The organism is Streptomyces sp. AC555_RSS877, from assembly GCF_019049245.1.
Classification (GTDB): domain Bacteria; phylum Actinomycetota; class Actinomycetes; order Streptomycetales; family Streptomycetaceae; genus Streptomyces.
The window spans coordinates 131,210-155,915 of record NZ_JAGMUK010000077.1; the positions used below are offsets into that span (position 1 = coordinate 131,210).

Below are 24,706 nucleotides of genomic sequence, written 5' to 3' on the forward strand. Positions count from 1 at the left end.
TCGACCCTGGGGCGGCGACATGCATCCTGTGCGTGGTCCGATCCCGGGAGGCCAGTTCCCTGCGCGAGCTGGCCAGGTGGGTACGGCCAGAGGCGACGGGGAGGCCCCGAACCATCCTCTGGTGGAGCGGGGGCCCCGCACACTGGCGCCGTACCCGGCGTCCCAGATCGCACGATCACGTTAACCCGATCGGCCCAGGGCCCCCAAGCTTGCGAGCGGACCATCACACGAGCGAGCTAACTCGACCTCATGCACACTCTCCGGCGAGCAGCTACAACCCCCCGGTAGATAACTTCCCGACAGTTTCACCCCGTACCGTTGACGCATGGATCTTCGACTGCCCCGGCTGCAAGACCTGCTCCGGCGGCCACGACGGCTCGGCGCCGCCGTGGCCGCCGTCGTGGTGCTCGCCGGCGCCGGGACATGGACGGCCGCCGACGACGACGCGCCGCCGGTACGCCGTACCGACCGGGTCATGGACATGGGGGGCGGGGTGCGCATCGACACCTCGTACTTCACGTCCCCCGACGCGGGACGCCGCCCCGCCGTCCTCCTCGCCCACGGCTTCGGCGGCAGCAAGAACGACGTACGGCAGCAGGCCCAGGACCTCGCCCGGGACGGGTACGCGGTCCTGACCTGGTCGGCGCGCAGCTTCGGCGAGTCGACCGGCAGGATCGGGCTCAACGACCCGAGGGGCGAGGTCGCCGACGTACGCGAGCTCATCGACTGGCTCGCGAAGCAGCCGCAGGTCCAGCTCGACAAGGCCGGCGACCCGCGCGTGGGCATGGCGGGCGCGTCCTACGGCGGCGCGATCGCGCTGGAGACCGCCGGGTACGACGACCGGGTGGACGCCATCGCCCCGGCGATCACCTACTGGAACCTCGCCGACGCCCTCTTCCCGAACGGCGTGTTCAAGAAGCTGTGGGCGGGCATCTTCGTCAACTCCGGCGGCGGCTGCGAGAAGTTCGAGCCGCAGCTGTGCCAGATGTACGAACGGGTCGCCGAGTCCGGCACCCCGGACCCGGAGGCCGTCAAGCTCCTTCAGGAGCGCTCGCCGTCCGCAGTCGGCGGCCGCATCAAGGTGCCCACCCTGCTGATGCAGGGCCAGACCGACTCCCTCTTCCCGCTCGGCCAGGCCGACGCGGCAGCGAAGGCGATCCGCGCCAACGGCGCCCCGGTCGACGTCGACTGGATCGCGGGCGGCCACGACGGCGGCGACATGGAGACGAGCCGCGTCCAGGCACGCGTGCAGTCCTGGTTCGACCGGTACCTCAAGGACGACAAGGCCGCCGACACCGGCCCCGCCTTCCGCATCACCCGCACCGGAGGCGTCGACTCCACCGACGGCCAGGCGCTGCGGCGGGGCGCGAGCGACGACACGTACCCCGGCCTGGAGAGCGGACGGAAGACCTTCGCCCTGACCGGCCGCGAGCAGAGTTTCGCCAACCCGGCGGGCGCCAACCCGCCCGCCGTCTCGGCCCTTCCCGGCCTCGGCGGCGGCGGCCTCGCCCAGCTCTCCTCGCTCGGGGTCGGCGTCTCGCTGGACTTCCCCGGCCAGTTCGCCCGCTTCGAGTCGGCGCGGGTCACCGACGACGTCCGGATCACCGGATCGCCGAAGGTCACCGTCCACGTCGAGTCGACGAGCGACGACGCCGTCCTCTTCGCCAAGGTGTACGACGTCGGCCCGGGCGGCACCCAGCAGGTGCTGCCCTCCCAGCTGGTCACCCCCCTCAGGGTCGAGGGCGCCAAGGCCGGCAAGGACGTGACGATCACGCTTCCCGCCGTCGACCACGACGTCGAGAAGGGCCACCGGCTGCGTCTGGTCCTCGCCTCCACCGACCTCGGATACGCCTCCCCGGCCGCTCCGGCGGCGTACACCGTCTCCCTGAAGGGCGACCTCACGGTGCCGACGGCCCCCGGCGTGACCACCGCGGCCGCCCCGCTGCCCGCGTGGGTGTGGTGGCTGCCCCTCGCCGGCGCGGTGGTCGCCCTGGCCCTGCTGCTGACCGGCCGCCGCCGTACCTCCGCGGCGGCCCCCGACCCGGACCTCGCCGAAGTCCCCCTGCAGATAACGGATCTGAGCAAGCGGTACGCCAAGTCGGCGGACCGGTACGCGGTCAAGGACCTGTCCTTCCGCGTGGAGAAGGGGCAGGTCCTCGGCCTCCTCGGCCCGAACGGCGCGGGCAAGACGACCACCCTCCGCATGCTGATGGGCCTGATCAAGCCGGACGACGGGGAGATCCGCGTCTTCGGCCGGGCGATCCGCCCGGGCGCCCCGGTGCTGTCCCGGGTCGGCGCCTTCGTCGAGGGCGCGGGCTTCCTGCCGCACCTGTCCGGCCGGGAGAACCTGGAGCTGTACTGGGCGGCGACAGGCCGCCCCGCCGAGGACGCCCACCTGGACGAGGCCCTGGAGATCGCGGACCTCGGTGACGCACTGGCCCGCGCGGTACGCACGTACTCGCAGGGCATGCGCCAGCGCCTCGCCATCGCCCAGGCCATGCTCGGCATGCCCGACCTGCTGATACTGGACGAGCCGACGAACGGCCTGGACCCGCCGCAGATCCGTGAGATGCGCGAGGTGCTGATCCGGTACGCGGCCGCCGGGCGCACCGTGATCGTCTCCAGCCACCTGCTGGCGGAGGTCGAGCAGACCTGCACGCACATCGTCGTCATGGACCGGGGCAGGCTCGTCCAGGCCGGTCCGGTCGCGGAGATCATCGGCTCCGGCGACACCCTGCTCGTCGGCACCGGAACTCCCCTGGAGGAGGCGGTCGTCGAGAAGATCGCCGCGCTGCCGGGCGTCGTCTCGGCCGTGCGCACCGACGACGGGCTCCTGGTCCGCCTCGACGCCGACGGCAGCGCCCGGCGCCTGGTCGTCGAACTCGTCCGCCTCGAAGTGCCCGTCGAGTCGGTGGGCCCGCACCGCCGTCTGGAAGACGCCTTCCTCACCCTGATCGGAGGCTCCGCATGAGCACGCTCGTCGAGCGCCCGGAGGTCGCCTCCGGCTACCGCGCGGGCCGCACGCTCCCCCTGAGGGTGGAGCTGGTCCGCCAGCTGAAGCGGCGCCGCACCCTGGTCATGGGCGGGATCCTCGCCGCCCTGCCGTTCGTCCTGCTCATCGCCTTCGCCATCGGCGGCGAGCCGGACGGGGAGGGCAACCGGATCACGCTGATGGACACGGCGACGGCGTCGGGCGCCAACTTCGCCGCCGTGAACCTGTTCGTGTCCGCGGGCTTCCTGCTGGTCGTCCCGGTCGCCCTGTTCTGCGGGGACACGGTCGCCTCGGAGGCCAGCTGGTCCTCCCTGCGCTATCTCCTGGCCGCTCCGGTGCCGCGCGCCCGGCTGCTGTGGTCGAAGCTCGTCGTCGGGCTCGGCCTCAGCCTGGCCGCGATGATCCTGCTGCCGGTGGTGGCACTGGCCGTCGGCTCGGCCGCCTACGGCTGGGGCTCCCTGGAGATCCCCACCGGCGGCTCGCTCGCGCCGGGCACGGCCGCCCAGCGGCTCGTGGTGGTCGTGGCGTTCATCTTCGTGTCCCAACTGGTCACCGCCGGGCTCGCGTTCTGGCTGTCGACCAAGACGGACGCCCCGCTCGGCGCGGTCGGCGGCGCGGTCGGCCTCACCATCGTCGGCAACGTCCTCGACGCCGTGACGGCCCTCGGCGACTGGCGTCACTTCCTGCCCGCGCACTGGCAGTTCGCCTGGGCCGACGCCGTCCAGCCCAATCCCGAGTGGTCCGGCATGATCCAGGGCACGGCCGTTTCCATAACGTACGCCGTGGTGCTGTTCGCGCTGGCCTTCCGGGGTTTCGCCCGCAAGGACGTGGTGTCCTAGGTCACCGGAGGATCACCTACCGGTCTCGACGGCCGCCTTCCGTGCCCTCTTCGAGATCCATCCGCAACGCTCCGTAGCGCACGTTCCGTCCCCCCGCGCCGTCACAGTCACAGACAAGGCGTCATAGACCAAGGGGGCACGGAAGATGGAGCGGTATCGAATACGACGGCTGCGCGCCGCCCTGCTCGCGATCACCGCGGCGGGCGGCCTGCTGCTCACCGGGTGCGGCGCGGGCAACAGCGGCGACCACGGCAGCGCGGACGGGGCGACCGGCTTTCCCGCCCCCGACCACAACCGGGGCACCGGCGAACAGGACAGCGACAACGACGGCGACCGCCCCGACGACGAGTCCCGCGAGGTCGCCCCCTCGCCCGACTACCTCTCCACCTTCGCCCTCGACGTCGACACCGCCTCCTACGGCTACGCCCGCCGCACGCTCGCCGACGGGCAGCGGCCCGACCCGTCGACGATCCGCCCCGAGGAGTTCGTCAACAGCTTCCGCCAGGACTACGAGCGCCCCGACGGCAACGGCTTCACGGTGACCGTCGACGGCGCCCGCACCGACGAGGACGACTGGTCCCTGGTCCGCGTGGGCCTCGCCACCCGGGGTGCGGCCGAGCAGAGCGGCGAACGCCCGCCCGCCGCCCTGACCTTCGTCATCGACATCTCCGGCTCCATGGCCGAACCGGGCCGCCTCGACCTCGCCCAGAAGTCCCTCGGCGTGATGACGGACCGACTGCGCGACGACGACTCGGTCGCCATCGTCACCTTCAGCGACAAGGCCGAGACCGTCCTGCCGATGACCCGCCTCGACGGCAACCGAGGCGAGATCCACGAAGCGATCGACAACCTGGAGCCGACCTTCTCCACCAACCTCGCCGCCGGCGTCGAGACCGGCTACTCCACGGCCGTCGAGGGCCTGCGCAAGGGCGCCACCAACCGGGTCGTCCTCGTCTCCGACGCCCTCGCCAACGACGGCGACACCGACCCCGACTCCATCCTCGAACGCATCGACGGCGCCCGCCGCGAACACGGCATCACCCTGTTCGGCGTCGGCGTCGGCAGCGAATACGGCGACGCCCTGATGGAACGCCTCGCCGACAAGGGCGACGGCAACACGACGTACGTCTCCGACGCCGACGAGGCCCGTACGGTCTTCTGTGAGCAGCTCCCGAAGAACATCGACCTCACGGCCCGCGACGCCAAGGCCCAGGTCGCCTTCGACCCGGAGACGGTCGCCGAGTTCCGCCTGGTCGGCTACGACAACCGCCGCGTCGCCGACGACGACTTCCGCGACGACCGCGTCGACGGCGGCGAGGTCGGCCCCGGCCACACCGTGACCGCCCTCTACGCCGTCCGCACCAAGTCCGGCGCCGACGGCCACCTCGCCACCGCGACCGTCCGCTGGCAGGACCCCAGCACCCGCACCCCGCACGAGGAGTCGGGCCAAGTGGAGACCGCCTCCCTCGACCAATCCCTGTGGAGCGCGAACAGTGGCCTCCAAGTCGCTGCCCTGGCCGCGTACTTCGCAGACGCCCTACGCTCCGGTTACGGCGATACCCGCAGCCGTACCGACACCCGCTGGAGCCCGCTCCCCGCCGCCCCGTCCCTGCTGGAACTCGCCGAACGGGCCGACAAACTGGCCTTCATCACCGACACCAAGGCGATACGCCAACTCGCCGAAGCGATCCACCGGGCCGGCGACCTCAGGTAGCCGCGGGCTCATCCGCACAGCTTCCTCTCGGCTTCCTCTCGGCCCGGCCGGCGTACCTGCCGTACGTCCGCACGGCTCGACCCGGCGGACCGCGTCGGCATGGCCCGCGATGTCACCGCCACAACCGCGGGGTTGGTCGCTTGGGACATCTCAGGTTGGACGAGAAGGACATTCCCCAACTGAACACGTAGGGCCCCGACATCCCCGACGAGGAGGTTGCGTGCGGCGGCGCGGGCCGGCCGCAGTGCCATGAGGCGACGTCGGTGCCGACCGGCAGACGCCAGGCAGTTGAAGTGGGAGCCGATGGCCCGAACAGCTCGGACCGGTCGCGTGGCAGGGACAGGTCCACGATGGCCTCCCCGCCGTCGGCGGGCATCACCACCAGATCGACCGCGGTCCGTCCGGGGCGCGTCCGGTGCCGCTCGGACGCCGCCGACGCCGTTCGGGGAAGGCTGGGGGCCAGGCCGGTGGCATCGGCTGGATCGGTCGGAGGGCGGGGTCCGGCAGTTGAGCACCCCGGGACCGTTGGACGGGACGACGAGCTCGAGGTGAGACCCGGTGGTACGCGCGCAAAAAGTGCCTTCCTGCTGGGACTGCGGAGACCTTGGAACAGGCCCCTCATCGCCCCAGCTCAGAAGGCACTTTCGCTATTCCGTCGCGATCCGGACACCGCCGGAATCGAAACGGGCAGGCTAACGGAACACCGTCAGGCGCTGCAGGCCGTGGTTGTCTTACCGTCGGTCTCCAGCGTGGCGCAGAGTTGCGGGACCTTGTTCACGGTGACGGTGAAGGACTGTGCGGTACCGGCCTGAATGGTATGGCGCTGGTTCACGATGGCGCCGCCGACTGCGATTTTCGCAACGACGGTCCGTGCCTCGTCGCATGCAATGGTGAAGGTGACCTTGCTGGTCAGTTCATCGTCGACCTTCTGGACGTCGACGTCACAGGGGAAGTCCTGCTGCGCGGCTGCCTGCGCGGGCACGGCGGCGAAGAGCGGCGCGGAAGCCAGCAGCACGGTGGCCGCCGAACGGATCATGCGGTGAGGCATGGATTCCTCTCAAAGTGTCACTGGAAGCAGGCCGCCACAGGCGGTTGCCCTCGATATACGGCGTCCAAATACCCCTTACACGCCGTTTTCGGGAAGATGTGACCACATGTCGCAAGTAGCTTGCAACATGTGCTGCTCCACTCAGGTGATCTGCCGTTTGGCTACAGGCGCACATCACCCCCGCTCCGGCTGCGACGGCGGCGCACCTGACGGATATGGGCTGGATGCGGTACGTCCTGGAGGCTCTTCGCTCCGTACGGCAGAGGGACGGTGCGCGAGCTCGGCATCCCGGCCGTCGGACCGGGTGGTCCGGGCAGCCCTCAAGCTGGTGCTGGAGCCGATCTTCGAGGCTGTCTTCAAGTCGGCCCCTCTACGACTTCCGGCCCCTGCGACGGGCCTCGAGGTGTCTTCGACTCGATCGACCTCACCGGTACCTCGCGGGACATCCTTTCCCCGCCACGACGCGAATGCCGAAGAGTTCGGCCTCCAGGACTGTGACGGTCACCTGCTACCGCTTGGGTTCGATGAACGGCCGGAGAAGCGGACGGTGGCAACGCCGGCACCGCTCCGTGCCGACAAGTCCCCTTGGTCAAAAGCAGTGCCTGGGGCAGTGGAAATGGAGAACCGCTGCTGGAGTACTGACTACCGACCTCGCGTCTCGGGCTGAAGTTCGAAATGACTGTCATTCAAATCCGCTTCTCATCTTTTGTGTCATTGCTCCATTCGGTGACCGACCTTGATGTGGCCTGGGGGTTCGGCAGCCCGTGCCATCTGCAGTACAGGGCCATGTGGATGAACTTCCGGGCCCTGGGCCCTTTCAAGTTGTGCGGCCTTCCACGCCGAGGCAATATCGGTTCCGTTCTTCCAGAGAGGAAGAAACAGAACGGAGATTTCGAATGCGCAAGAGCATGAAGCTGGGCGCCGCCTCGACCCTCGCGGCGGTTGCCCTCCTCGCGGGTTCCGCCTCGGCTGCCAGCGCCTGCGACAGCACCCCCACTGGTGGCGGCGACCAGCCCATCACCATCACGAACGAGAACACCAACGTCAACGCGAACGAGAACGACAACGAGAACGAGAACACCGCGACGGCCACGGCCGCTGTCGACTCGACGAACACCCTTGACCTGGTCCTCGACCTGCTGGGCGACGACGAGGTCGCCGTGCCGGTGGCGGGCTGATCGCTCGAGTCCAGTTCAGCGGTTCGGGGCATCCTTTCTTGATCCCCTTGGGGGCCGTGGCCTGACCTGAAAGCGTCTTTCCCTGACGGGCGGATGAGGTGACGTCCTCATCCGCCCAAGGGAGAGGCGCTTTCCGTTTCCCGAGGCGGTCCTTCAGCAAGAAATCACCACGCCGTAGGCGACCGCATCGTGTAGCGCACTTCGGAGGGGACATGAGTGACACGGTCATCCTGCCGCGTTGCCCGGAAACGGGGAAGGCGTCATTCCGGACCGAGAGTGAAGCTCGTGCCTGGCTCATCAGGCAGCCACTGATCGAGAAGATTCCGGACCGGATCTATAGGTGCCCCGGATGCCGGCACTGGCATTTCACGGGGTCCCATCATCTGACCAGTCAGAAAATCCAGTGGCGACGAAACCACGGCAGGCGTGAAGCCGCTCCCCGGCGCAGCCGCAGGAAGAGAGGGAGGAACTGACGAGAAAGCCTTTCCGGTTCGCTTCCCGCTGCACGGAACCGAACATACTCCCGACCGCCCTGGGCCCCCGCTCCTGTGGCAGATAATCCCACGGATTTCCGCGTACAACACGTACAAGTTTCCGCACAGAACCTGCCAGTCTGGCGAATGGTTAGGCGTGTGAGCACCAGCCGACCGGCTGTGGCCAGGCTGACCTTCGACCAGTCCCTCGGTTCCAGGTCGGATTTTCCCACTTCTTCGAATAGGAAGACGAAGAGATTGCGACAGAACCTGCGTAAGGGAATGGTCGTGGCCGCAGCCGCGACCGGCATCCTGTCCCTGTGCGGCATCCCGGCATTCGCGGACGCACAGTCCGAAGGGCCCGCGGGGGGATCGCTCGGCGCCCAGTCCGATGACAGCGCCCCTCGCGAGCACGCCGATCACAACTCCGTCAGAGGGCACACCGACGGCGACAGTTACGGCGACGACAGCGACGACGGCGCTTATGGCAAGGACGTCGTCGGCAAGGTCGATGACAGCGGCAAGGACGTCGTCGGCAAGGTCGATGACAGCGGTAAGGACGTCGTCGGCAAGGTCGATGACAGCGGTAAGGACGTCGTCGGCAAGGTCGATGACAGCGGCAAGGACGTCGTCGCCAAGGTCAGTGACAGCAGCAAGGTCGACGACAGCGGTTACGGCGACGACGAGGCCGGTTACGGCGAAGACGGCGGTTACGGCGACGACGAGGCCGGTTACGGCGGCGGCGAGGCCGGTTACGGCGAAGACGGCGGTTACGGCGGCGGCGAGGCCGGTTACGGCGAAGACGGCGGTTACGGCGACGAGGCCGGTTACGGCGACGACTCGGACACGCCGCCTGCGACTCCCTCCACCACGCCGCCCCAGTCGGTGCCATCGGGCACGCCGCCCGTCACCCCGCCTGCCTCACCTCCGGCGGAGCCACCCTCCCTTCCGAACACCGGCGCCGGGGAGGGGGCGTTCATGGCCGCGGGTGCCGCCGTGCTGCTGATGTCGGGTGGCGCCATCCTGTACCGCCGAGGCCGGGCCGCGTCCCGTCGGTAGCGTCTGTCCCCTTCCGGGTGCCGGACACGGACCGTGTCCGGCACCCGGGGCCACTCCGTCTGTCAGGGGTGTGCCTGCACCGCTTCCGGGCGCCCCCGACCCACCGCCGCAGGGATCGTTCCGACGGGCGGCGTGGTGCGCAGTCGGTGGCACACCCCTCGTACGAGCGTCGTGGCCGTGAACATGGCGCCGTGGACGAAGCGCATGGCCGGCCCGAACGTGGAGGCGGTCACCAGTCCCCCCATGAACAGTCCCGGGTGTGAGGACTCGAAGTCCCGCTCGACCGCGGGGGAGCCGTCGACAGCCGTCGCCAGGCTCCCGCGTAGTTCTTCGGAGAGCAGGCCGAGCCGGTCCAGGGTCGGCCGGAACCCCGTGGCCGCGATCACGTGCTCTGTCTCCAGGAAGCACCGCTTGCCGGTCCGGCTCACCGTCTCCAGCCGTACGCCGCCCGGCACCACACGGGCCGCTGCGACCTCGCGGCCGAGCAGCATCTCCACCGCCTGCTCGACCCGGTCCCGTACCCACCAGGCGCCCGCCGGTCCCAGCGCGGTGGCCGTGATGCGGGCCCGGGTCGGCTCGGGAAGGCGGCGGAAGAGCCCCGGGCGCTCGGCGTAGAACCAGTTGCGCCAGCCGCAGCCGAGCCCGCTGTGCGGGGCGCGGGCCGACTGCCACCAGGGGCGCTGCCACGGCGGTGGCACATCGTTCCAGCCCAGCCCGTCGGCTCGGGCCAGTACCCGTACGCGCGTGCCCTGTTCGGCGAGGAGCGCAGCGGTCTCCAGGGCCGCCTGGCCGCCGCCGATCACCGTGACGTCCCTGCCCCGGAAGCGGCCGAGGTCATTGTGGTGACTGCTGTGCGAGACGAGCGCGGGGTGCAGGCCACGCAGCGGGGACGGCACCTCCACGAAGGGCATGACGCCTACCGCCAGTGCCACCGTCCGGGCGCGCAGTACCTCCCCATCCTCCGTGACCGCCTCGAATCCGGCCGCGCGGGCCGTCACCCGGCTCACCATGCGCTCGTCCACCTGGGGTACGGCGTGGTGCGCGAACCACAGGCCGTACGCGGCGAACGTCGCCACCGGGATCGGTTCGGCGTGCCGCGCCGTCAGGCCCTGGGTCGCGCAGTAGGCGTCCAGCCGCCAACGGCCGTCGGGGTCAACGAGGTTGGAAGCCCAGGGCTCCGACTTGAGGAACATGCCGCGAGGCATGTGGTCCCGCCAGGACGCCATGGGCCGCCCGAGGACGCGCAGGTTCAGCCCGGCTGCCGCGGCATGGGACGCGATGGACAGGCCGTACGGTCCGGCGCCCACCACCAGCAGGTCGTACATCAGCAGCTACTCGCTTTCTCGTCGTCGGTCGGGGTCGGCGTGGCCGCCTGGCGGACCACGCGCGTCGGTGCGGGAGCCGTCGCGGCCGAGCGCAGCCGCTCCCGCAGCCCGCGGAACACATGGCGGCACCACAGGGCCCGCATCGCCCGGCCGGGAGCCGGGTCGTCCGAGGCGTGCCAGGCAAGTTCGCGCCCGCGGGGCGCCGGCCGCAGCGCGGCGAGCGGCGCGTAGTTCTCCACCACGAAAGACCGTCCCACCAGCGGCTGGGCCGCCGGCAGTTGGCGGTAGGTCAGGTCGAGGTGCAGGGCGCGTACGACGTCCAGCCCGGCGGTGTCGGAGAAGAGACGGAACTGGGCGCCGGGACGGGGGTTGAAGTCGAGCAGGTGGTAGCGGCCCGTCGTGTCGCAGCGACGGAAGTCGAGGTCGAAGATTCCGCGATAGCCCAGCTCACCGGTGAGCCGCTCGGCGAGCGCCCGCACCTGCGGGTTGTCCGTCCAGCGGCCGACCACGGTCAGGCCCGCTCCGCGCGGCCACGCCCGCTGCTTGCGGCCTGGCCCGCCCGCGCGCACGGCGCAGGAGCGGTCGGAGTATCCGTGGAAGAACCAGTCGCGGTCCGGGCCCGACGGCAGATACGCCTGCAGCAGCAGCGGGCTGCCGGCCTCCGCGGTACGCAGATACAGCTCCCGCGCCTGCTGCGCGGACCTCACCAGCACCGTGCTGTGCAGCCCGCTGCCCGTCGGCACCTGCCAGGGCCGGCTCCACTTCGCCACCATCGGCAGACCCAGCCGCCGGGCTGCGTCGGCGGCCTGCGTCGAGCTGTCCGGGATCAGCGTGACCGGGTGCGGGATGTCCACAGAAGCGCATACGAGGGCCAGTCCGGCCTTGTCGGCGACGCGTTCGAGCAGTGCGCCGGGCGTGGCGGGCAGCAGATACGAGGGGGTGAGTTCCTCGCGCATGCGGCTCACGGCGACCGCGCTCGCGTCGTCCATCGGGACCAGGACGGCGGGACGCGCGACCCGGGTGGCCACCCGGCGCAGCACGACGGCGATCTCGCCGGGGGATGCCCCGGGCGGCGGCGGAGGATGCGTTTCGCTGACGAAGCGCGATCTGGTGACGGGACTTCCCATGGAATCGGCGACCACATGCACCTCGACTCCCGCTCTGCCGAGCGAGCGCACGGCGCCCAGCGTTCCGTGGTGAAAGGGATTCCGGTCGATCCGCAGCAGAACGGCGGGGACGCGGGTGTCGAGCAGCGGCACGGATCTCATTCCTTCGGATCGGCTCACCCGCACAGGGGAGCGAGGTACTCGAAAGCCGTAAGAGCGATGGCGCCATTCCATTTCGTGTGACTGACTTCATGTGACTGCGTGTCAGTAGTGCGACATGGAATGAACGAGGGCAGAGGACAGAGTGAGAGCGGGGAGAGGAGCAGGCATGGTTCTGCAGAATCGCCGGGCCCGGACCGGGCGGCTGACGGTCGTCTCCGCGGCAGTCGCCCTCTCGGCCGCGCTGGCGTCCGGCGCCGGCTTCGCGGCGGGGACACCGCCCTCCGCCGATCCTTCCGCTCCGACGACGGCCGCCCCGGCGCAGACCGGGCCCGGGGTGACCGCATCGGCCGCGTCGTCGTCCCCGCAGGCGCCCGCGGTCAACCCGGTCCCGTCCCTCCCCGAGCTGCCGCAGCCGACCCCGCCGACCCCTTCCGCCACGGGGCCGACGAAACCGGCGCCCGGCCAGGAGAGCCCCGCCTTCGGCGCTTTCCTCAACTCCGGGACCCAGGGTGTGGTGCGCATGAAGGGACTCAGCAACTGGCTGGGGGGTGCCGAGCTGCGCGTCGGCCACAGCTATCTGCCCGGTGACCGCTGGAGCAACATCGAGGGCGCACCGGGCTTCCTCGACGTGTGGGCGCGCTGGCGCAGGGCCAAGGACGACCGGCTGTTCGTCCTCAACGTGCCCATGCTGGAGCGCAACGAGGCGGGTGTCTCGGACGCCGAGGTCCGGCGGCTGCTGCGACAGGGTGCTGCCGGACACTTCGATCACCACTTCCGCACCCTCGCCGAGCGGCTGGTGGCGTTGAGCATGCCGGACACGATCCTGGTGCTGGGCTGGGAGATGAACGGCACGACGTACACCCATCGCTGCGGGCCCGACCCGGAGGCCTGGAAGACGTACTGGAACAACATCGTCACCACTATGCGTTCGGTGCCGGGCCAGAGATTCCGGTTCGACTTCACGCCGAGCCGCGGTCGCGACGCAATCCCCTGGACGCAGTGCTTTCCGGGGGACGGCAGCGTCGACATCATCGGCATGGACACGTACGACCAGCCGCAAGGAATGCCCTTCGACGAACAGGTGAATGAGCCCTACGGACTTCAAGCGCACGTGGATTTCGCAAAATCGCACAACAAGCCTATTTCCTATCCAGAATGGGGACTGTTCCGTAACGGTGACAACGACGAATACATGCGGCGGATGCTCGCCTGGATCGATGCGCACAAGCCGCTGTACAACACGTTGACCGACTACTGTCCGCACGGTGTCTGGCAGTGCCCGGCCAACCCGGGTTCGTCCCGGGTCTACCGGTCCGTGCTCTCCGGTCGCACCGGCGAACCCGCGACGCTGCCTTTGCCCACCGCACTTCTCGCACCCTGGCGCTCGACGGGCTGCTCGCCGCTGCGTCTTGGCGACTGGGTCGAGTCCTGGCTCGGCCGGAAGGCGTGCTCGCGTCCCGACAGGTGGCCGTGGACCCGGTAGCGGTCGCCGGTGACGGCGGGTCCCGAGAGGGGCTCGCCGTCACCGGCGACCACTACCGGAAGCGACTCAGTAACTCCTTGCACCGGCGACGCGCGGCCACGTCGCCGACCACCGCCGACATCAGCGGGGCCGTGCGTCGCCGGGCCAGCAGTAGCCGCTGGTTGGCGACGGGTTCGGGGCGCCAGCGGTGCTTGTAGGGTTCGTCGCCGCGCAGCAGGCTCAGAGTGCCCAGTCCGCTGAGTCCGCTGATGCTCATGTGCTGGGTGCACGCGTCGAGGAGCATCACCGCCACGTCCGCCTTGCTTTCCCGTAGACGCGGATGGGCGCCGTACAGGTATCCGCCTGTGATCCGGCGCGACAGCAGCGTGAGGTCCACGGCCACCACGTCGCCGTCGAGCCGGAACTCGGTGACCACCGCGTCGCCGGAGCGCACCATCGGTCCCACGGAGCGGACCAGATGCTCGCAGAAACGGGTGCGCAGATGCTCCGGCGTCACCTTCCGTCCCTGCCACTGCAGCCGGTGCAGCTCCAGCAGCCGCCGCAGCGCCGCGTTCACCTGGTCCGGCCGTACGACATGCCGTTCCACACCGAGCGACCTCAGCCTGCGCAACTTGGCGCGCACCCGCTGGGCCCCGTGGGACGGCAGCCGGGACACCAGCGCGTCCATGGGCGCGGCCGGCAGTTCCAGGCACAGCGAGTCCTGCATCCGGTGGTGCGGGCCGCTCCAACGGTCGTAGACGCGTTCGACCGCACCGCCCGGCCGTACCTCGCGGAAGTCGATCAGCGCCGTGTGGGCGGCGGTCGAGAGCACCTCGGTGAGCGCGACGGCCGCCCGATCCGCCCGCTCGTCTTCGATGAGCACGTCCCCGTAGTCGGAGATCACCCCGCCGAGGGGTACCAGTGTGGGCACCGGACCGCGCCGGAACATCAGGGGCGCGGCGGCGACGAGTTCGGCGCCCGCGCGCACCAGCACCAGCCGCAGCCGGCCGGGCCTGCCGTACGACAGCCACCACGAGTGCAGCCAGGCGTGGTTCTGGAAGGGGGTCGCCGCGCCGCACCGCTCGTACAGCCGCCCCCACTGCGGGCCCAGCTCGGCGAAGGCGTGCGTGTCGGTGACGATTTCCGTGGTGTACGCCGCTGTCACAGTTGTCCGTGCACGTCGGCGGCTGGGGCCGGAACGGGCACCGGAGCGGGTCGGACGGGTTCGTCGTCCCCGGTTGTGGTGCGCCTCGGACGGACGAGCAGCAGCAGGCCGCCGAGCAGGCCGCCCGCGCTGGTGCCGACCAGGGTGGTCAACTGCGGCGACGCGGACGACGGCTCGGTCGGCCGCACCGCCTGCGAGAACTGGACGAGTTGGACGTGGGTGCTGTTCTTGGTGCCGTTCGCGTGCAGGGTCAGGGCGTGGGCGACGGCGTTGGCCATGCGGGCGGCGGTACCGGGGCGTCGCGAGGTGGCCGAGACGGCGACCATCGGGGCGTCCGGCGAGGTGGCCGTCCGCACGCTCCGCTGCAGCGTCCGTACCGGCACGTCCGCCGACACCTGCGCGTCCCCGAGCACCGCGAGTTGCGTGGCGGCCCGGCCGTATGCCTGCGCGAAGCCCAGCGCGGAGGCCGGGTCGGACTCCTCGGTGGGTACCGCGACGACGTAGCTGGTGGCCGTGTACACCGGGGCTCTCAGCAGGCCGTAGGCGCCGCCGGCCAGGCCGCCGACGAGCGTGCCGGCCACGAGCAGCACCCAGGGCAGCCAGGCCGCGGCGCGGAACTGACGCCCGGACGGCCGGGAACAGGCGATGGGGTTTTCGGTCATGACGAATTGGCTCCCTGGGGTGAGGGGGACGACGAACTGGACACCGCCGCCGCGTACACGTCCATGAGCCGGGCGGCGCTGCGGGTGATGCTGTAGCGGTGGGCGGCAGCCGGGACCGTACGGGGCCGTGCACCGGCCGCGCGGACCTCGGCGACGGCGCGGGCGTACGCCTCCGGACCGCCGCGCACCCGCCGGGCCGCGGCGGCGGCCCGCGGGGGCAGGTCCTCGATCGCCGGGCACGAGGCGTAGAGCACGGGCAGCCCGGAAGCCAGGGCCTCCACGACTGCCAGTCCGAAGGACTCCTCCGGGGCCGGTGAGACGAGCAGGTCCATGGCGGCGGTGAGGGAGGGCAGGTCGGGGCCGGGGGAGCCGTCGGGGAGATTGGGGCGTTCGCCGGTGAACAGGACGCGTTCGGCCACGCCGGCCTCATGGGCCGTGCGACGCAGGACGCTCGACTCCGGGCCCGCGCCGACCAGCAGCAGCCAGTGGTCGTCGGGAAGCCGGGCGATCGCCCGGATCAGGACGTCGAAGCGCTTGCCCGGGGTGAGCCGGCCGATCCCGCCGACGACGTAGGCGTGCTCCGGCAGGCCGAGGCGGCGGCGGGTGTGGTGGCGCCGGGACAGGTCGAAGCGGAAACGGGTGACGTCGATGCCGTTGGGGACGACCTCGATGCGCGGGGCGGGCACACCCCAGCGTCTGAGACGGTCGGCGACCACGGGAGAGACGGCGACCGTGGCAGAGCCGAGGCGCTCGCTGGCGAGGTAGAGGGCGCGGACGCCCGCCGTCAGTTTCCTGCCTTCCATCTGTGAGTCGCCGAGGGAGTGTTCGGTGGCGACCACGGCCCTGACGCCCGCGAGGCGGGCGGCGAGCCGCCCGTAGACGCAGGCGCGATAGAGGTGGGTGTGCACCAGGTCGTAGCCGCCCGCTCGGATCAGGCGGACCAGGCGGGGGAGCGCGGACAGGTCGCGGTTGCCGCCCATGCCGAGGTGGTGCACGCGGACGCCGTCGGCGACCAGCCCGTCGGCGACAGCACCGGGGTTGGTGAGGGCGGCCACCTCGCAGTCCACGGGGAGGTGACGCAGCAGCAGGCGCAGTTGCTGTTCGGCGCCGCCGACGCCGAGACCGGTGATGACGTGCAGAGCCTTCATGTCACACACCCGCCACGGGGCGCCGGCGCAGCCGGTGCAGCCGGTGCTTGAGGTGGAGCCGCCAGGCCGTGTCGTTCTCGCCGATGTGCAGCCGCGGGAGGGCGTGCGGGCCGGTCAACGGGCCGGGAGCGATGGCGCAGGCGTAGGTGTACCCGGCTTCCCGTACGGCGGCGACGGCGCGCCGGTCGACCGTGCCGTAGGGATAGCAGAAGCCGTCGACCGGAGCGCCGGTCAGCTCCGCCAGCAGTGCCCTGCTGTCGGCGACCTCGGCCTTCAGGGTGGCGTCGTCGGACCGGGTGAGATCGACGTGGGTCAGCCCGTGCGAGCCGATCTCCATGCCCTCGGCGGCCGCGCGCCGGATGCCGTCGGCGCTCAGCAGCGGCTTGCGCGGGCCGAGAGGATCCCAGGAGTTGACGCCGCCGAGGCGTCCGGGCAGGACGAAGAGGGTGGCGCCGCAGTTCCAGCGCAGCAGCGCCGGAAGGGCGTGGGTGAGGAAGTCGGCGTATCCGTCGTCGAAGGTGAGACCGACCAGGCCCCTTCGCCGCCCCCGGGCGCGGGCGGCGATCAGTTCGCGCAGGGACACACCGCGCAGCCCGCGTCGGCTCAGCCAGGCCAGCTGCCGTTCCAGCCGCTCAGGGCTGACCGTGATGCGGTACGGGTCGTCCGAGCAGTCGCCCACGGAGTGGTACATCGCCACCCAGGGGGCCCGCCGGGGGCGCGCCGCGAGGACTGTGCCGGTGACGGGGGAATCAACGGGAACGGCCATGCGTCAGCCTCCGTGTGACGGTACGTACGGAATGGAGTGCGGATGCGCGGCCCTCGGTGCCCAGGGCCCGGCTGAGCGGGAGGAACACCGCGGCCACGGTCACGCATCCGGTCAGGAGGCCCGCCACCGGGGACTGGGGCCCACTCGCGGCCAACGCCCCCGTGACCGTCGCGACCACCGCGGCCGGTAGCGGCCTGCTCAGCTCGGCCAGCACCGGCCCGACACGGATCGGGACCCCGCGCGGGCCGCGGCGCCCGGGCTTGCCGGCGAGGCCGGCGAGCAGCAGTGCCGCCGTGACGGTGATGCCGGCGGCGTTGGCGGCGGCAATACCGGGCACACCCCACGGACCCACGGTCACCACCCCGATCCATGAGGTCGCGATGATGCCTGCCGCCATGGCGCCGACCGGGTACCAGGTGGGCCGCCCCGCCGAGAAGTAGGAGCGGATCAGGACGCCCACCAGGGTCTGGCCGAGCAGCCCGAGGGCGTACACACGCAGCACGCCCGACGTCGCCGCCGTGTCCCGCGCCGTGAACGCGCCCCGCTGGAAGAGGAGTTCGGTGATCTGCGAGGAGCAGGCGATCACCGCGGACGCGCCGAGGAGCAGCAGCCAGGAAGCCAGGGCCAGGTCCCGCTCCACACGGGTCCGGGCCCGTTCCGTGTCGCCGTCCGCGAGCGCCCGTGCGATCACCGGGAAGGTGACGGTGCACAGCATCAGCGACAGCGTCATGGGGATCTGGGCCACCTTCTGCGCGTAGTTGAGGTGCGAGATGGCCCCGGCGGGAAGGGTGGAGGCGAGGAACCGTTCGATCAGGACCTGGGACTGGCGGCACAGGGCGAAGACCAGAACGGCGCCCAGCAGGGAGAGGCGCATCGGGCCTGCCTCGACCACGGCATCGCCGGACGCGGGCGTACGACTCTTCAACTGCCGCCACATCGAGGGGAGTTGGACCGCCACCATCAGGCAGCCGCCGACCGCGACCCCCGCCGCGGCCGATCGTACGCCCCAGTCCTTCCCGAGCAGGGACATCGTGGCGATGATGCCGGTGTTGTAGGCGACGTAGATCGTCGCGGCGGCCAGGAAGCGCCGATGTGCCCGCAGGACCGCGCTGCAGTACCCGGCGAGCCCGAAGGTCAGCACGCAGATCGCCGTCAGCCGGGTGCAGTCGACGGCGAGACGGGGATCGGGCAGGCCGGGCGCCAGAACCCCGACCAGGTACGGGGCCCCGGCGGTGACCAGCGCGGACACGGCGACGAAACCGAGGGACAGACGGGGCAGAGTACCGACCACCAGGGAGCGGACCGGATCTCCGGGGACGCCCTGGGAGCGTCGGGCCAGGGCCATGCTGAACGCCGGGATCAGCACGAAGGCCAGCCCGTCCTCGATGAGCAGCGTGGCGGCGAACTCCGGCACGGTCCACGCGATCAGGAAGGCGTCCGTCTCGCTGCCCGCCCCGAACATCCGGGCCAGCGCCTGGTCGCGCACCAGGCCGAGCAGTGCCCCGGCGATCGACAGCGACGCCGTGATCAGGGTGGCCTTGGCGAGGAAGTTCCGGGAGACCGCGGTGAGGTCGGTTTTGTCCGCGGCCCGCGCCGCGGGCAGGGCCGCACGCTCGGTCCCGGAAGCGGAAGCGCGCTCAGTCCGTGGGCTCCGCGGCGGCGTCGTCGTCATCGCGCCACGGCCTCCTCGACGCTCCGCGGCGCCGGAACAGACGCCGAGCCCGCCCTCTCGCCGTGCCCGGCCAGCGCCCACCAGGCCGCCAGCCCGAAGCACACACCGGTCAGCACGGTGGAGGGGCCGCCGATGTCGGCGTACAGGAAGTCGGTCAGCTGCCAGACCAGCAGTCCGCAGGCGACGAGCGCGCAGTCCAGGCCGGGCCCCTGTGACGCCCGCGTCCGCGACAGGCGCCGCAGCCCGCCCACCAGCAACGCCAGCCAGCTCCCGGCGAGTGCCGACAGGCCGATCAGGCCCTGCTCGCTGAGCACCAGCAGATACATGTTGTGCGGCGACAGGAGCGGCTGTCTGCGGTACGCCGAGCCCGCGCCCTCCGTGTCACTGGCCGCCGACAGCGCCGGCGAGGCGTACCCGTCCCGGTACTCGGGGAAGCCCTTCAGGCCGACGCCGGTGACCGGGTGGTCGCGCCACATGCCGGTCGCGGCCGCCCACAGGGCGAACCGGTCGACGACGGACTGGTCGGGGGCGTCGGCGACCCGCGTGATGCTGTCGATCCGCTCCTGCAGCATCGCCGTGCCGACGCCGAGGCCGCCCACCAGGATCACGCCCACGGCGGCCACGGCCGCGGCCGTCTTCAGCGCGCGCCGCAGCCCGGCCAGCACCAGCTGCGCCGCACAGGTCACGGCCGTGGCGATCCACGCGCCCCGGCTGAAGGACAGCGCGAGCGGCACCAGCAGGACGAGCGCGCAACCGACGGCGACCCACCGCTGTCGCGGGGAGGTCCGGCCGAGCGCCAGACCGAGCGCGCACACCAGGCCGACGGCGGCCACCGTCGCCATGCCCATGACGTCCTGCGGCCCGAAGGTGCCGACGGCGCGGATGTCCTCGCCCTGGTAGGAGGCGCCGGTCCGGGTGACGTACTGGTGCACTCCGACGGCCCCCTGCCACAGGGCGAGCCCCACCAACGACCAGGTGAGCAGGCGGAAGTCACCCAGGTGGCGGATCAGCAGCAGGACCGCCGCCGGAACGAGCACGAAGACCTGCAGACAGCGGCCCATTCCGGTGACACCGGCCCAGGGTGAGAGTGCCCCCATGGCGGCGACGGCCAGCCCGACGACCGGCAGACCCAGCACCATGGCGGCCGTACGCGACAAGGGGCGCCGCCGGTCCCGTACGAGACGGATCGCGCAGTACAGCACCGCCAGCCCGGACATCGCGTCGGCGGGACCTGCGCCGTCCGGGGTGAGCGGCAGTGCCAGCAGGGCGAGCACGGCCATCACGGGCAGGACCGGTGGCAGGGAGGTGCCCCGGCGCGGGAGCGGCGTCAGCGCGAGGCGCACGGTTCTCAGCTCCCCGTCGGACGCACGAGCGTGGCCGCGGTACGCAGCAGGATGCAGACGTCCTGCCACAGCGACCAGTTGTCGATGTAGGCGTTGTCGTACCGGCAGCGGTCCTCGATCGAGGTGTCGCCACGCAGTCCGTGGACCTGGGCGAGCCCGGTGATGCCGGTGCGCACGCGGTGGCGGTCCGCGTAACCGGGGTAGGTCTGCCGGAACTGCGCGACGAAGTAAGGCCGTTCGGGGCGCGGGCCGACCAGGCTCATGTCGCCCCGGAGAACGTTCCACAACTGGAGCAGTTCGTCGAGCGAGGTGCGCCGCAGCATGCGGCACAGCCCACGCATCTCGCTCTCGTTCGCCACGCTCCACCGGGTCGCCGCCTCGTGCGCGTCGACCGGGCGGTGCGTGCGGAACTTCAGCAGCGTGAACGGACGCCCGTCCTTGCCGATGCGCTGCTGCCGGAACACCACGCCCGGCCCGTCGCTGATCCGCAGTGCCACCGCGCACGCCAGCAGCAGGGGGCCGGCCAGCAGCAACAGGGTTCCGGACACCAGGATGTCCAGCGTCCGCTTGCCCGCGCTGCCGCGGCGCGCGGCGGACATCTCCAGACGCCGGCAGGGGAACCCGGCCAGCCGCTCCTGTCTCGCGTACGACGGAGCGCCCGCGTCGACCTCCCACACCTCGCAGCCCGCCTCGGCCAGCGTGCGCAGCAGTGGTGCCTGTCGGGTCCGCACGGACGGGTGGACGGTCAGCACCGCCCGTACCCCGTTCTGGATGACCGCCCGCTCGACTTCCTCCCCGCTCGTCAGCACCGGCAGGCCCTCCGTGCCGTCCGGGCGGCCCGCCACGATTCCCACGGGCCGCATCCCGCACGACGGATGCCGCAGCACAGCGGCGGCCACGCGCTGCGCGGCCTCAGCCGGGCCGATGACGAGAGCGGTGCACGGGTGGCGCAAGAGTACGGCGCGCCACCTCGCGTACTCGGCGGCGCGCAGCGCGCAGCCCGCCGCCGCCTGCACGGCGAAGCCCACCAGCAGGGTGCGGGCGGACAGCGCGTGGTCCGGCCGGTATGCCGCCACCAGTGCCGCGAGCGCGAGCCAGGCCACCGCGGTCCGGCCGCAGACGGTGGGCAGCTCGGGCAGGACGCCTGGCACCGGGGGGTGTGCGCGGGGCGCCCCCAGCAGCAGTGACGCGGCGAGCAACAGCGTGACGGGGAGCGGGCGCAGCTGTGTTCCGGGCAGCGTCAGGGCGCCCAGCAGGGCGGCGGCGCCGTCCACGACGAGCAGCGGCACCGGCGAGGTGGGCCGTGGGGGCGGCTTGTGGACGGGGAACCGGCCGCCCGGGTCGGTGCCCTGCGGCGGCAGGAGCAATACGGGCGAGAATCCGTGTTCCCGGGGCTGTGCGCCGGGGGAGGGGAAGGTGCTTTCCGCGGTCACGAGTGGATGGACTCCCTGTGCTCGATGGGCGCGGCGCGCCCTGCGGGCCATGCGCCGATCAGGTCGCGATAGACCTCCGCGACTGCCTCGGCGGTGTGCCGCACGTCATGTGTGGACAGCACGTGTCGGCGCCCCCGGTGGCCGAGGGACTCGCGCAGCGGCGGGTCGAGCAGCAGTTCTGCCACAGCCCCGGCCAGCACCACCGGGTTCTCGGGCGGGACCAGGCACCGCGCGGTGACGGAGAACGGCAGGCTTTCGCGGGCACCGTCGACGTCCGTGACCACCACCGGCCGCCCGCAGGCCATCGCCTCCAGCGGGGCCAGCGCCATACCCTCCCAGCGGGACGGCAGAACGACCAGATCCGCGGCCTGGTACCAGGGGGAGGTCTCGGCGACGGCTCCCACGAACAGCACGGACTTCGGCGCCCGCGCCCGCAGCCGGTCGCGGTCCGGCCCATCTCCGACCAGCACGAGACGCGCGCCGGGCACCCTGTGGGCGACGGCCCTCCACGCCGTCAGGAGGACGTCCTGCCCCTTCTGGCGGCACAGCCGCCCCACGCAGACGACGAGCGGTGCGGCGGGATCGACCCCGCGCAACGGCTCCAGGCCGGTTCGTACGGTGCCGGCCGGGGCGGGATGGAAGCGCTGGGTGTCCACACCGTTGGGGATGACACTCCACCGTCCGTCGATCCCGGCGCGCACCCCGGTGGCGCGCTCCGCCTCGCTCACGCACACCACCCGCGAGGCCCAACGCGCCCCCCACCGCTCCCACGTCAACGCGAGTGCCGAGGCGACCCCGCCGACCGCCTCGAAGGACCAGGCGTGTGGCTGGAACACGGTGGGGATCCGCCCCCGCACGGCGAGCCGCCCGGCGAGCCCGGCCTTCGCGCTGTGGGCGTGCACGACATCGGGGCGCACCTCGTCGATCACACGGGCGAGGTGCCGCACCTCCCGGACGAGCGACGGACCCGGCGACCGCGTGGCGTGCCAGTGCCGTACGTCGGCCCCGAGCGACCTGAGTCCAACGCTGAGGGTGCCGTCGGGGCAGGCCGTCGTCACCGCCAGGCCGCCCGCGAGCTGCGCCCGTGCCAGATTCGTCACGACGCGGGCGACGCCGCCTTCCACGGGCTGGGCAAGGTGGAGGACCCGCGGCCGGGAGAGGGTCGGTGACCGATGCATGCGCGATGTCCTCGCTCGGGGTGGTGCTCGGGACGGCGGGGAACGCGTCTCACCGCTGGGCGTCGACGGCGATGAAGAGCGCGCCGGTCCACACCACGTCCCGCTGCGACTTCAGCCGGAAGGCCAGCTGGTTGCCGCCCTTGCGCAGACCGCGGCCGAGATCGAGGACATCGGAGTCGTAGCCGAGGGTGTTGGCGTACGCCGGGACACGCTTGGGCGCGGCCGTCCCGGGCTGGCTGATCGTGGAGTTCAGGACGTCGGCGACGGGGTTGGAGGAGTTGGTGAGGGGGGTGACCGTGGTGTGAGGGCGCTGACCGTGCGTACCAGCCCGGGTGGTCCGGAGGGTGAGCGTGTCGCCGGTGACGCCGCGGTCTCCGTCGTACGTGACCAGACCGGCGCGGCCGCCCGCGCCGGCGGGGAAGCGCAGCCGCGACAGCCGGATCTCCTGTCCCGCGCCGTGCTTCAGCGCGTCGAAGCCGTCCCAGAGGGCGAGGTGCCGCAGGGGCGCCGCCGGGTTCCGGTACGCCACCACCAGCGTCCAGCCGCCCCACGCGCCGGCCGCCGACCTGCCTCCCGCCACGTTGACCTGCGCCACGGTGTACAGACCAGGCCTGCTGTCCCGCACCAGCTTCGTCACGTTCGCCGAGGCCTGGAAGGCGTCCGCGCCGTTCGCCACCCGGTGGCCGACGACCGTGTCCGCGAGAACCTCCTTGTACTCCCCGCCGGGTTCGGCGATCAGCACCCGCCCATTGTCCTTCGGCGGCTTCTGCTCGCCGACGCGCAGATTGCCGCCCCAGTACAGCCGTGCGTAACTGACCCGGGAGCCCTTGGGCAGCCGGACCTCCGCCTGGGAGGAGTTGTACGTGTTCGGGTCGCGGTCGATGTCGATGTAGTCCGTGTCGAAGTGGCCGTTCACACCGGCCTCGCCCGCGCGGGCGGCCGGGCAGCCGTGCTCCGTCGACTGCGGAGGTCTTGGGACCGCCCCTGCCGTACGGCAGCTGATGGAGGTGTTGGCCGCGCGCACGATGCCGCCGTGCTGCAGTGCGCGGTACCGCTCGGCGAACGCGACGCGGCTCGCCTCCGGTGAGGGCGGGGCGGTGGCCGCGGTCGCAGGGGCGCCGACGGATGCCCAACTCCCGACGAGGACGAGAGCGCCTGCCGTCACGCGGTGCATTAGTGGGACAAGAGGATTGCGCATGACCGGCGTTTCCCTTTCGGAAAAGGTTGCGGTGTCAGGGGGGCGCACGAAGGCGAAGTGGGTGCCATGAGGGCGCGTGGAGAGGTGCGTAACTCTAGCCGCTCAGGGATATGGGCCGACGAAACCTGACAAGCGTGTCGGAATGGTGAAGGAGAGGTGGATCTCGGTGGGAAGTCCGGCCCTTTGAAAATCTCGTTGAGGAGTCGGCAACCCTGCGTGCGGAGTTACCGGACCGGCCGGTGGTGGGTGGACACCGGCGTCAGAACTTTCCCCCGGCCGAGTACGCGGCCGAAGAAAGGAAAGCGATGGAGTCTCTGCAGTCTGTCACCGTCGTCGCGGATCCCCGGTCATTGCCGGTGCTGCCGCGCCAGCGTTCGCCCAGAACGCCGCTGACGTGACAGGCACCACCGTCGACACCGTGGCGAGCGCCCTCACCAGGGGCCCTGCCCAGGTGGGGGCGGTGCGGAAGTTGGACGGGCTCGACATCAAGAAGAAGGACTCGCCGCTGAACACGGTGCGGGGCGCGGCCAAGGGACTGGCCGGCGGCAAGTCGCTGGGCGGTCTTCCTCTGCACAGCTGAGGTTTTCCCGGGCGGGATGGCTGCCCTTTACCGGCGTTGCAGGGTGTCGCTCCGAACAGGCCGGTTCCGCGCCCGGTGGAGTCGGCCTTTGGTGTTGTCCTGGACGTGAAAAGCGGGTGTGCATGCCCTTCCCTGATTTTGCCTGGTACGGTGCCGCAATTCCCTCTGGTAAATCAAGGGACGGCGAAAAATGAATCCCTCAT

At 71.4% G+C, this 24,706-nt stretch carries 19 protein-coding genes; 7 read left to right on the top strand and 12 right to left on the bottom strand.

Features of this window, described 5'->3' with window-relative positions; translation table 11 throughout:
- The first annotated feature begins 325 nt into the window (after positions 1-325).
- From KUM49_RS31215 to KUM49_RS31225, 3 genes are all read left to right on the top strand, one after another.
- On the top strand, positions 326-2,971 hold the full coding sequence (locus KUM49_RS31215; RefSeq protein ID WP_217240318.1) for an alpha/beta fold hydrolase: 2,646 nt from the start codon (positions 326-328) through the stop codon (positions 2,969-2,971).
- A complete protein-coding gene (locus tag KUM49_RS31220) occupies positions 2,968-3,831 on the top strand; it encodes an ABC transporter permease (protein ID WP_217240319.1) in 864 nt (287 codons plus the stop codon). Before KUM49_RS31215 ends, KUM49_RS31220 begins: the two co-directional genes overlap by 4 nt.
- A 145-nt stretch (positions 3,832-3,976) precedes the next feature.
- Positions 3,977-5,545 carry a VWA domain-containing protein gene (locus KUM49_RS31225; protein ID WP_217240320.1) on the top strand — a complete coding sequence of 523 codons (1,569 nt, stop codon included), beginning with the start codon at positions 3,977-3,979 and terminating at the stop codon, positions 5,543-5,545.
- Positions 5,546-6,251: 706 nt separating this feature from the next.
- Here the strand turns inward: KUM49_RS31225 and KUM49_RS31230 are convergent.
- Entirely contained in the window at positions 6,252-6,593 is a 342-nt protein-coding gene (locus KUM49_RS31230) for a hypothetical protein (RefSeq protein ID WP_217240321.1), read from the bottom strand.
- An 896-nt stretch (positions 6,594-7,489) separates the two neighbouring features.
- Here KUM49_RS31230 and KUM49_RS31235 point away from each other — a divergent pair.
- Positions 7,490-7,771 (top strand): hypothetical protein, encoded by a 282-nt coding sequence (locus KUM49_RS31235; RefSeq protein WP_217240322.1) that lies wholly within the window; start codon positions 7,490-7,492, stop codon positions 7,769-7,771.
- A gap of 761 nt (positions 7,772-8,532) precedes the next feature.
- A complete protein-coding gene (locus KUM49_RS49925) occupies positions 8,533-9,303 on the top strand; it encodes an LPXTG cell wall anchor domain-containing protein (RefSeq protein WP_217240323.1) in 771 nt (256 codons plus the stop codon).
- 62 nt (positions 9,304-9,365) lie between these two features.
- Here the strand turns inward: KUM49_RS49925 and KUM49_RS31245 are convergent, their stop codons facing one another.
- Positions 9,366-10,628, bottom strand: a complete 1,263-nt coding sequence (locus KUM49_RS31245) for an NAD(P)-binding domain-containing protein (RefSeq protein WP_217240324.1) — start codon at positions 10,626-10,628, stop codon at positions 9,366-9,368.
- Positions 10,628-11,887, bottom strand: a complete 1,260-nt coding sequence (locus KUM49_RS31250) for an ATP-grasp domain-containing protein (RefSeq protein WP_217240325.1) — start codon at positions 11,885-11,887, stop codon at positions 10,628-10,630. Before KUM49_RS31250 ends, KUM49_RS31245 begins: the two co-directional genes overlap by 1 nt.
- Before the next feature lie 175 nt (positions 11,888-12,062).
- Between KUM49_RS31250 and KUM49_RS31255 the strand changes: the two genes are divergently transcribed.
- Positions 12,063-13,379: a glycoside hydrolase family 26 protein gene (locus KUM49_RS31255; protein WP_217240326.1), complete on the top strand. Its 1,317-nt coding sequence runs from the start codon at positions 12,063-12,065 to the stop codon at positions 13,377-13,379.
- Between the two features lie 52 nt (positions 13,380-13,431).
- On the opposite strand, the gene KUM49_RS31260 is transcribed toward KUM49_RS31255, so the two are convergent.
- From KUM49_RS31260 to KUM49_RS31300, 9 genes are read right to left on the bottom strand one after another with little or no spacing between them, the layout of a single operon-like run.
- Positions 13,432-14,523 carry a GNAT family N-acetyltransferase gene (locus tag KUM49_RS31260; RefSeq protein ID WP_217240327.1) on the bottom strand — a complete coding sequence of 364 codons (1,092 nt, stop codon included), beginning with the start codon at positions 14,521-14,523 and terminating at the stop codon, positions 13,432-13,434.
- On the bottom strand, positions 14,520-15,185 hold the full coding sequence (locus KUM49_RS31265; RefSeq protein WP_217240328.1) for a lipopolysaccharide biosynthesis protein: 666 nt from the start codon (positions 15,183-15,185) through the stop codon (positions 14,520-14,522). The genes KUM49_RS31260 and KUM49_RS31265 overlap by 4 nt, the downstream gene beginning before the upstream one ends.
- Positions 15,182-16,333, bottom strand: coding sequence for a glycosyltransferase (locus tag KUM49_RS31270; RefSeq protein WP_217240329.1), 1,152 nt, complete (start codon positions 16,331-16,333; stop codon positions 15,182-15,184). The genes KUM49_RS31265 and KUM49_RS31270 overlap by 4 nt, the downstream gene beginning before the upstream one ends.
- Before the next feature lies 1 nt (position 16,334).
- Complete coding sequence (locus KUM49_RS31275) at positions 16,335-17,099, bottom strand: polysaccharide deacetylase family protein (RefSeq protein ID WP_217240330.1); 765 nt, start codon at positions 17,097-17,099, stop codon at positions 16,335-16,337.
- The gene (murJ, locus tag KUM49_RS31280; RefSeq protein ID WP_217240331.1) at positions 17,083-18,771 is read right to left on the bottom strand and encodes a murein biosynthesis integral membrane protein MurJ; all 1,689 of its coding nucleotides are present in this window, start codon (positions 18,769-18,771) and stop codon (positions 17,083-17,085) included. Before murJ ends, KUM49_RS31275 begins: the two co-directional genes overlap by 17 nt.
- Positions 18,768-20,114, bottom strand: a complete 1,347-nt coding sequence (locus tag KUM49_RS31285) for an O-antigen ligase family protein (protein WP_308406822.1) — start codon at positions 20,112-20,114, stop codon at positions 18,768-18,770. The genes murJ and KUM49_RS31285 overlap by 4 nt, the downstream gene beginning before the upstream one ends.
- Before the next feature lie 5 nt (positions 20,115-20,119).
- Positions 20,120-21,547 (bottom strand): exopolysaccharide biosynthesis polyprenyl glycosylphosphotransferase, encoded by a 1,428-nt coding sequence (locus tag KUM49_RS31290; RefSeq protein ID WP_217240332.1) that lies wholly within the window; start codon positions 21,545-21,547, stop codon positions 20,120-20,122.
- Entirely contained in the window at positions 21,544-22,725 is a 1,182-nt protein-coding gene (locus tag KUM49_RS31295; RefSeq protein ID WP_217240333.1) for a glycosyltransferase, read from the bottom strand. The genes KUM49_RS31290 and KUM49_RS31295 overlap by 4 nt, the downstream gene beginning before the upstream one ends.
- 49 nt (positions 22,726-22,774) lie before the next feature.
- Positions 22,775-23,923 (bottom strand): DUF3344 domain-containing protein, encoded by a 1,149-nt coding sequence (locus KUM49_RS31300; RefSeq protein ID WP_217240334.1) that lies wholly within the window; start codon positions 23,921-23,923, stop codon positions 22,775-22,777.
- A gap of 394 nt (positions 23,924-24,317) precedes the next feature.
- On the opposite strand from KUM49_RS31300, the gene KUM49_RS31305 reads away from it, so the two are divergent.
- Positions 24,318-24,503: a hypothetical protein gene (locus KUM49_RS31305; protein ID WP_308406823.1), complete on the top strand. Its 186-nt coding sequence runs from the start codon at positions 24,318-24,320 to the stop codon at positions 24,501-24,503.
- Positions 24,504-24,706: the final 203 nt, after the last annotated feature.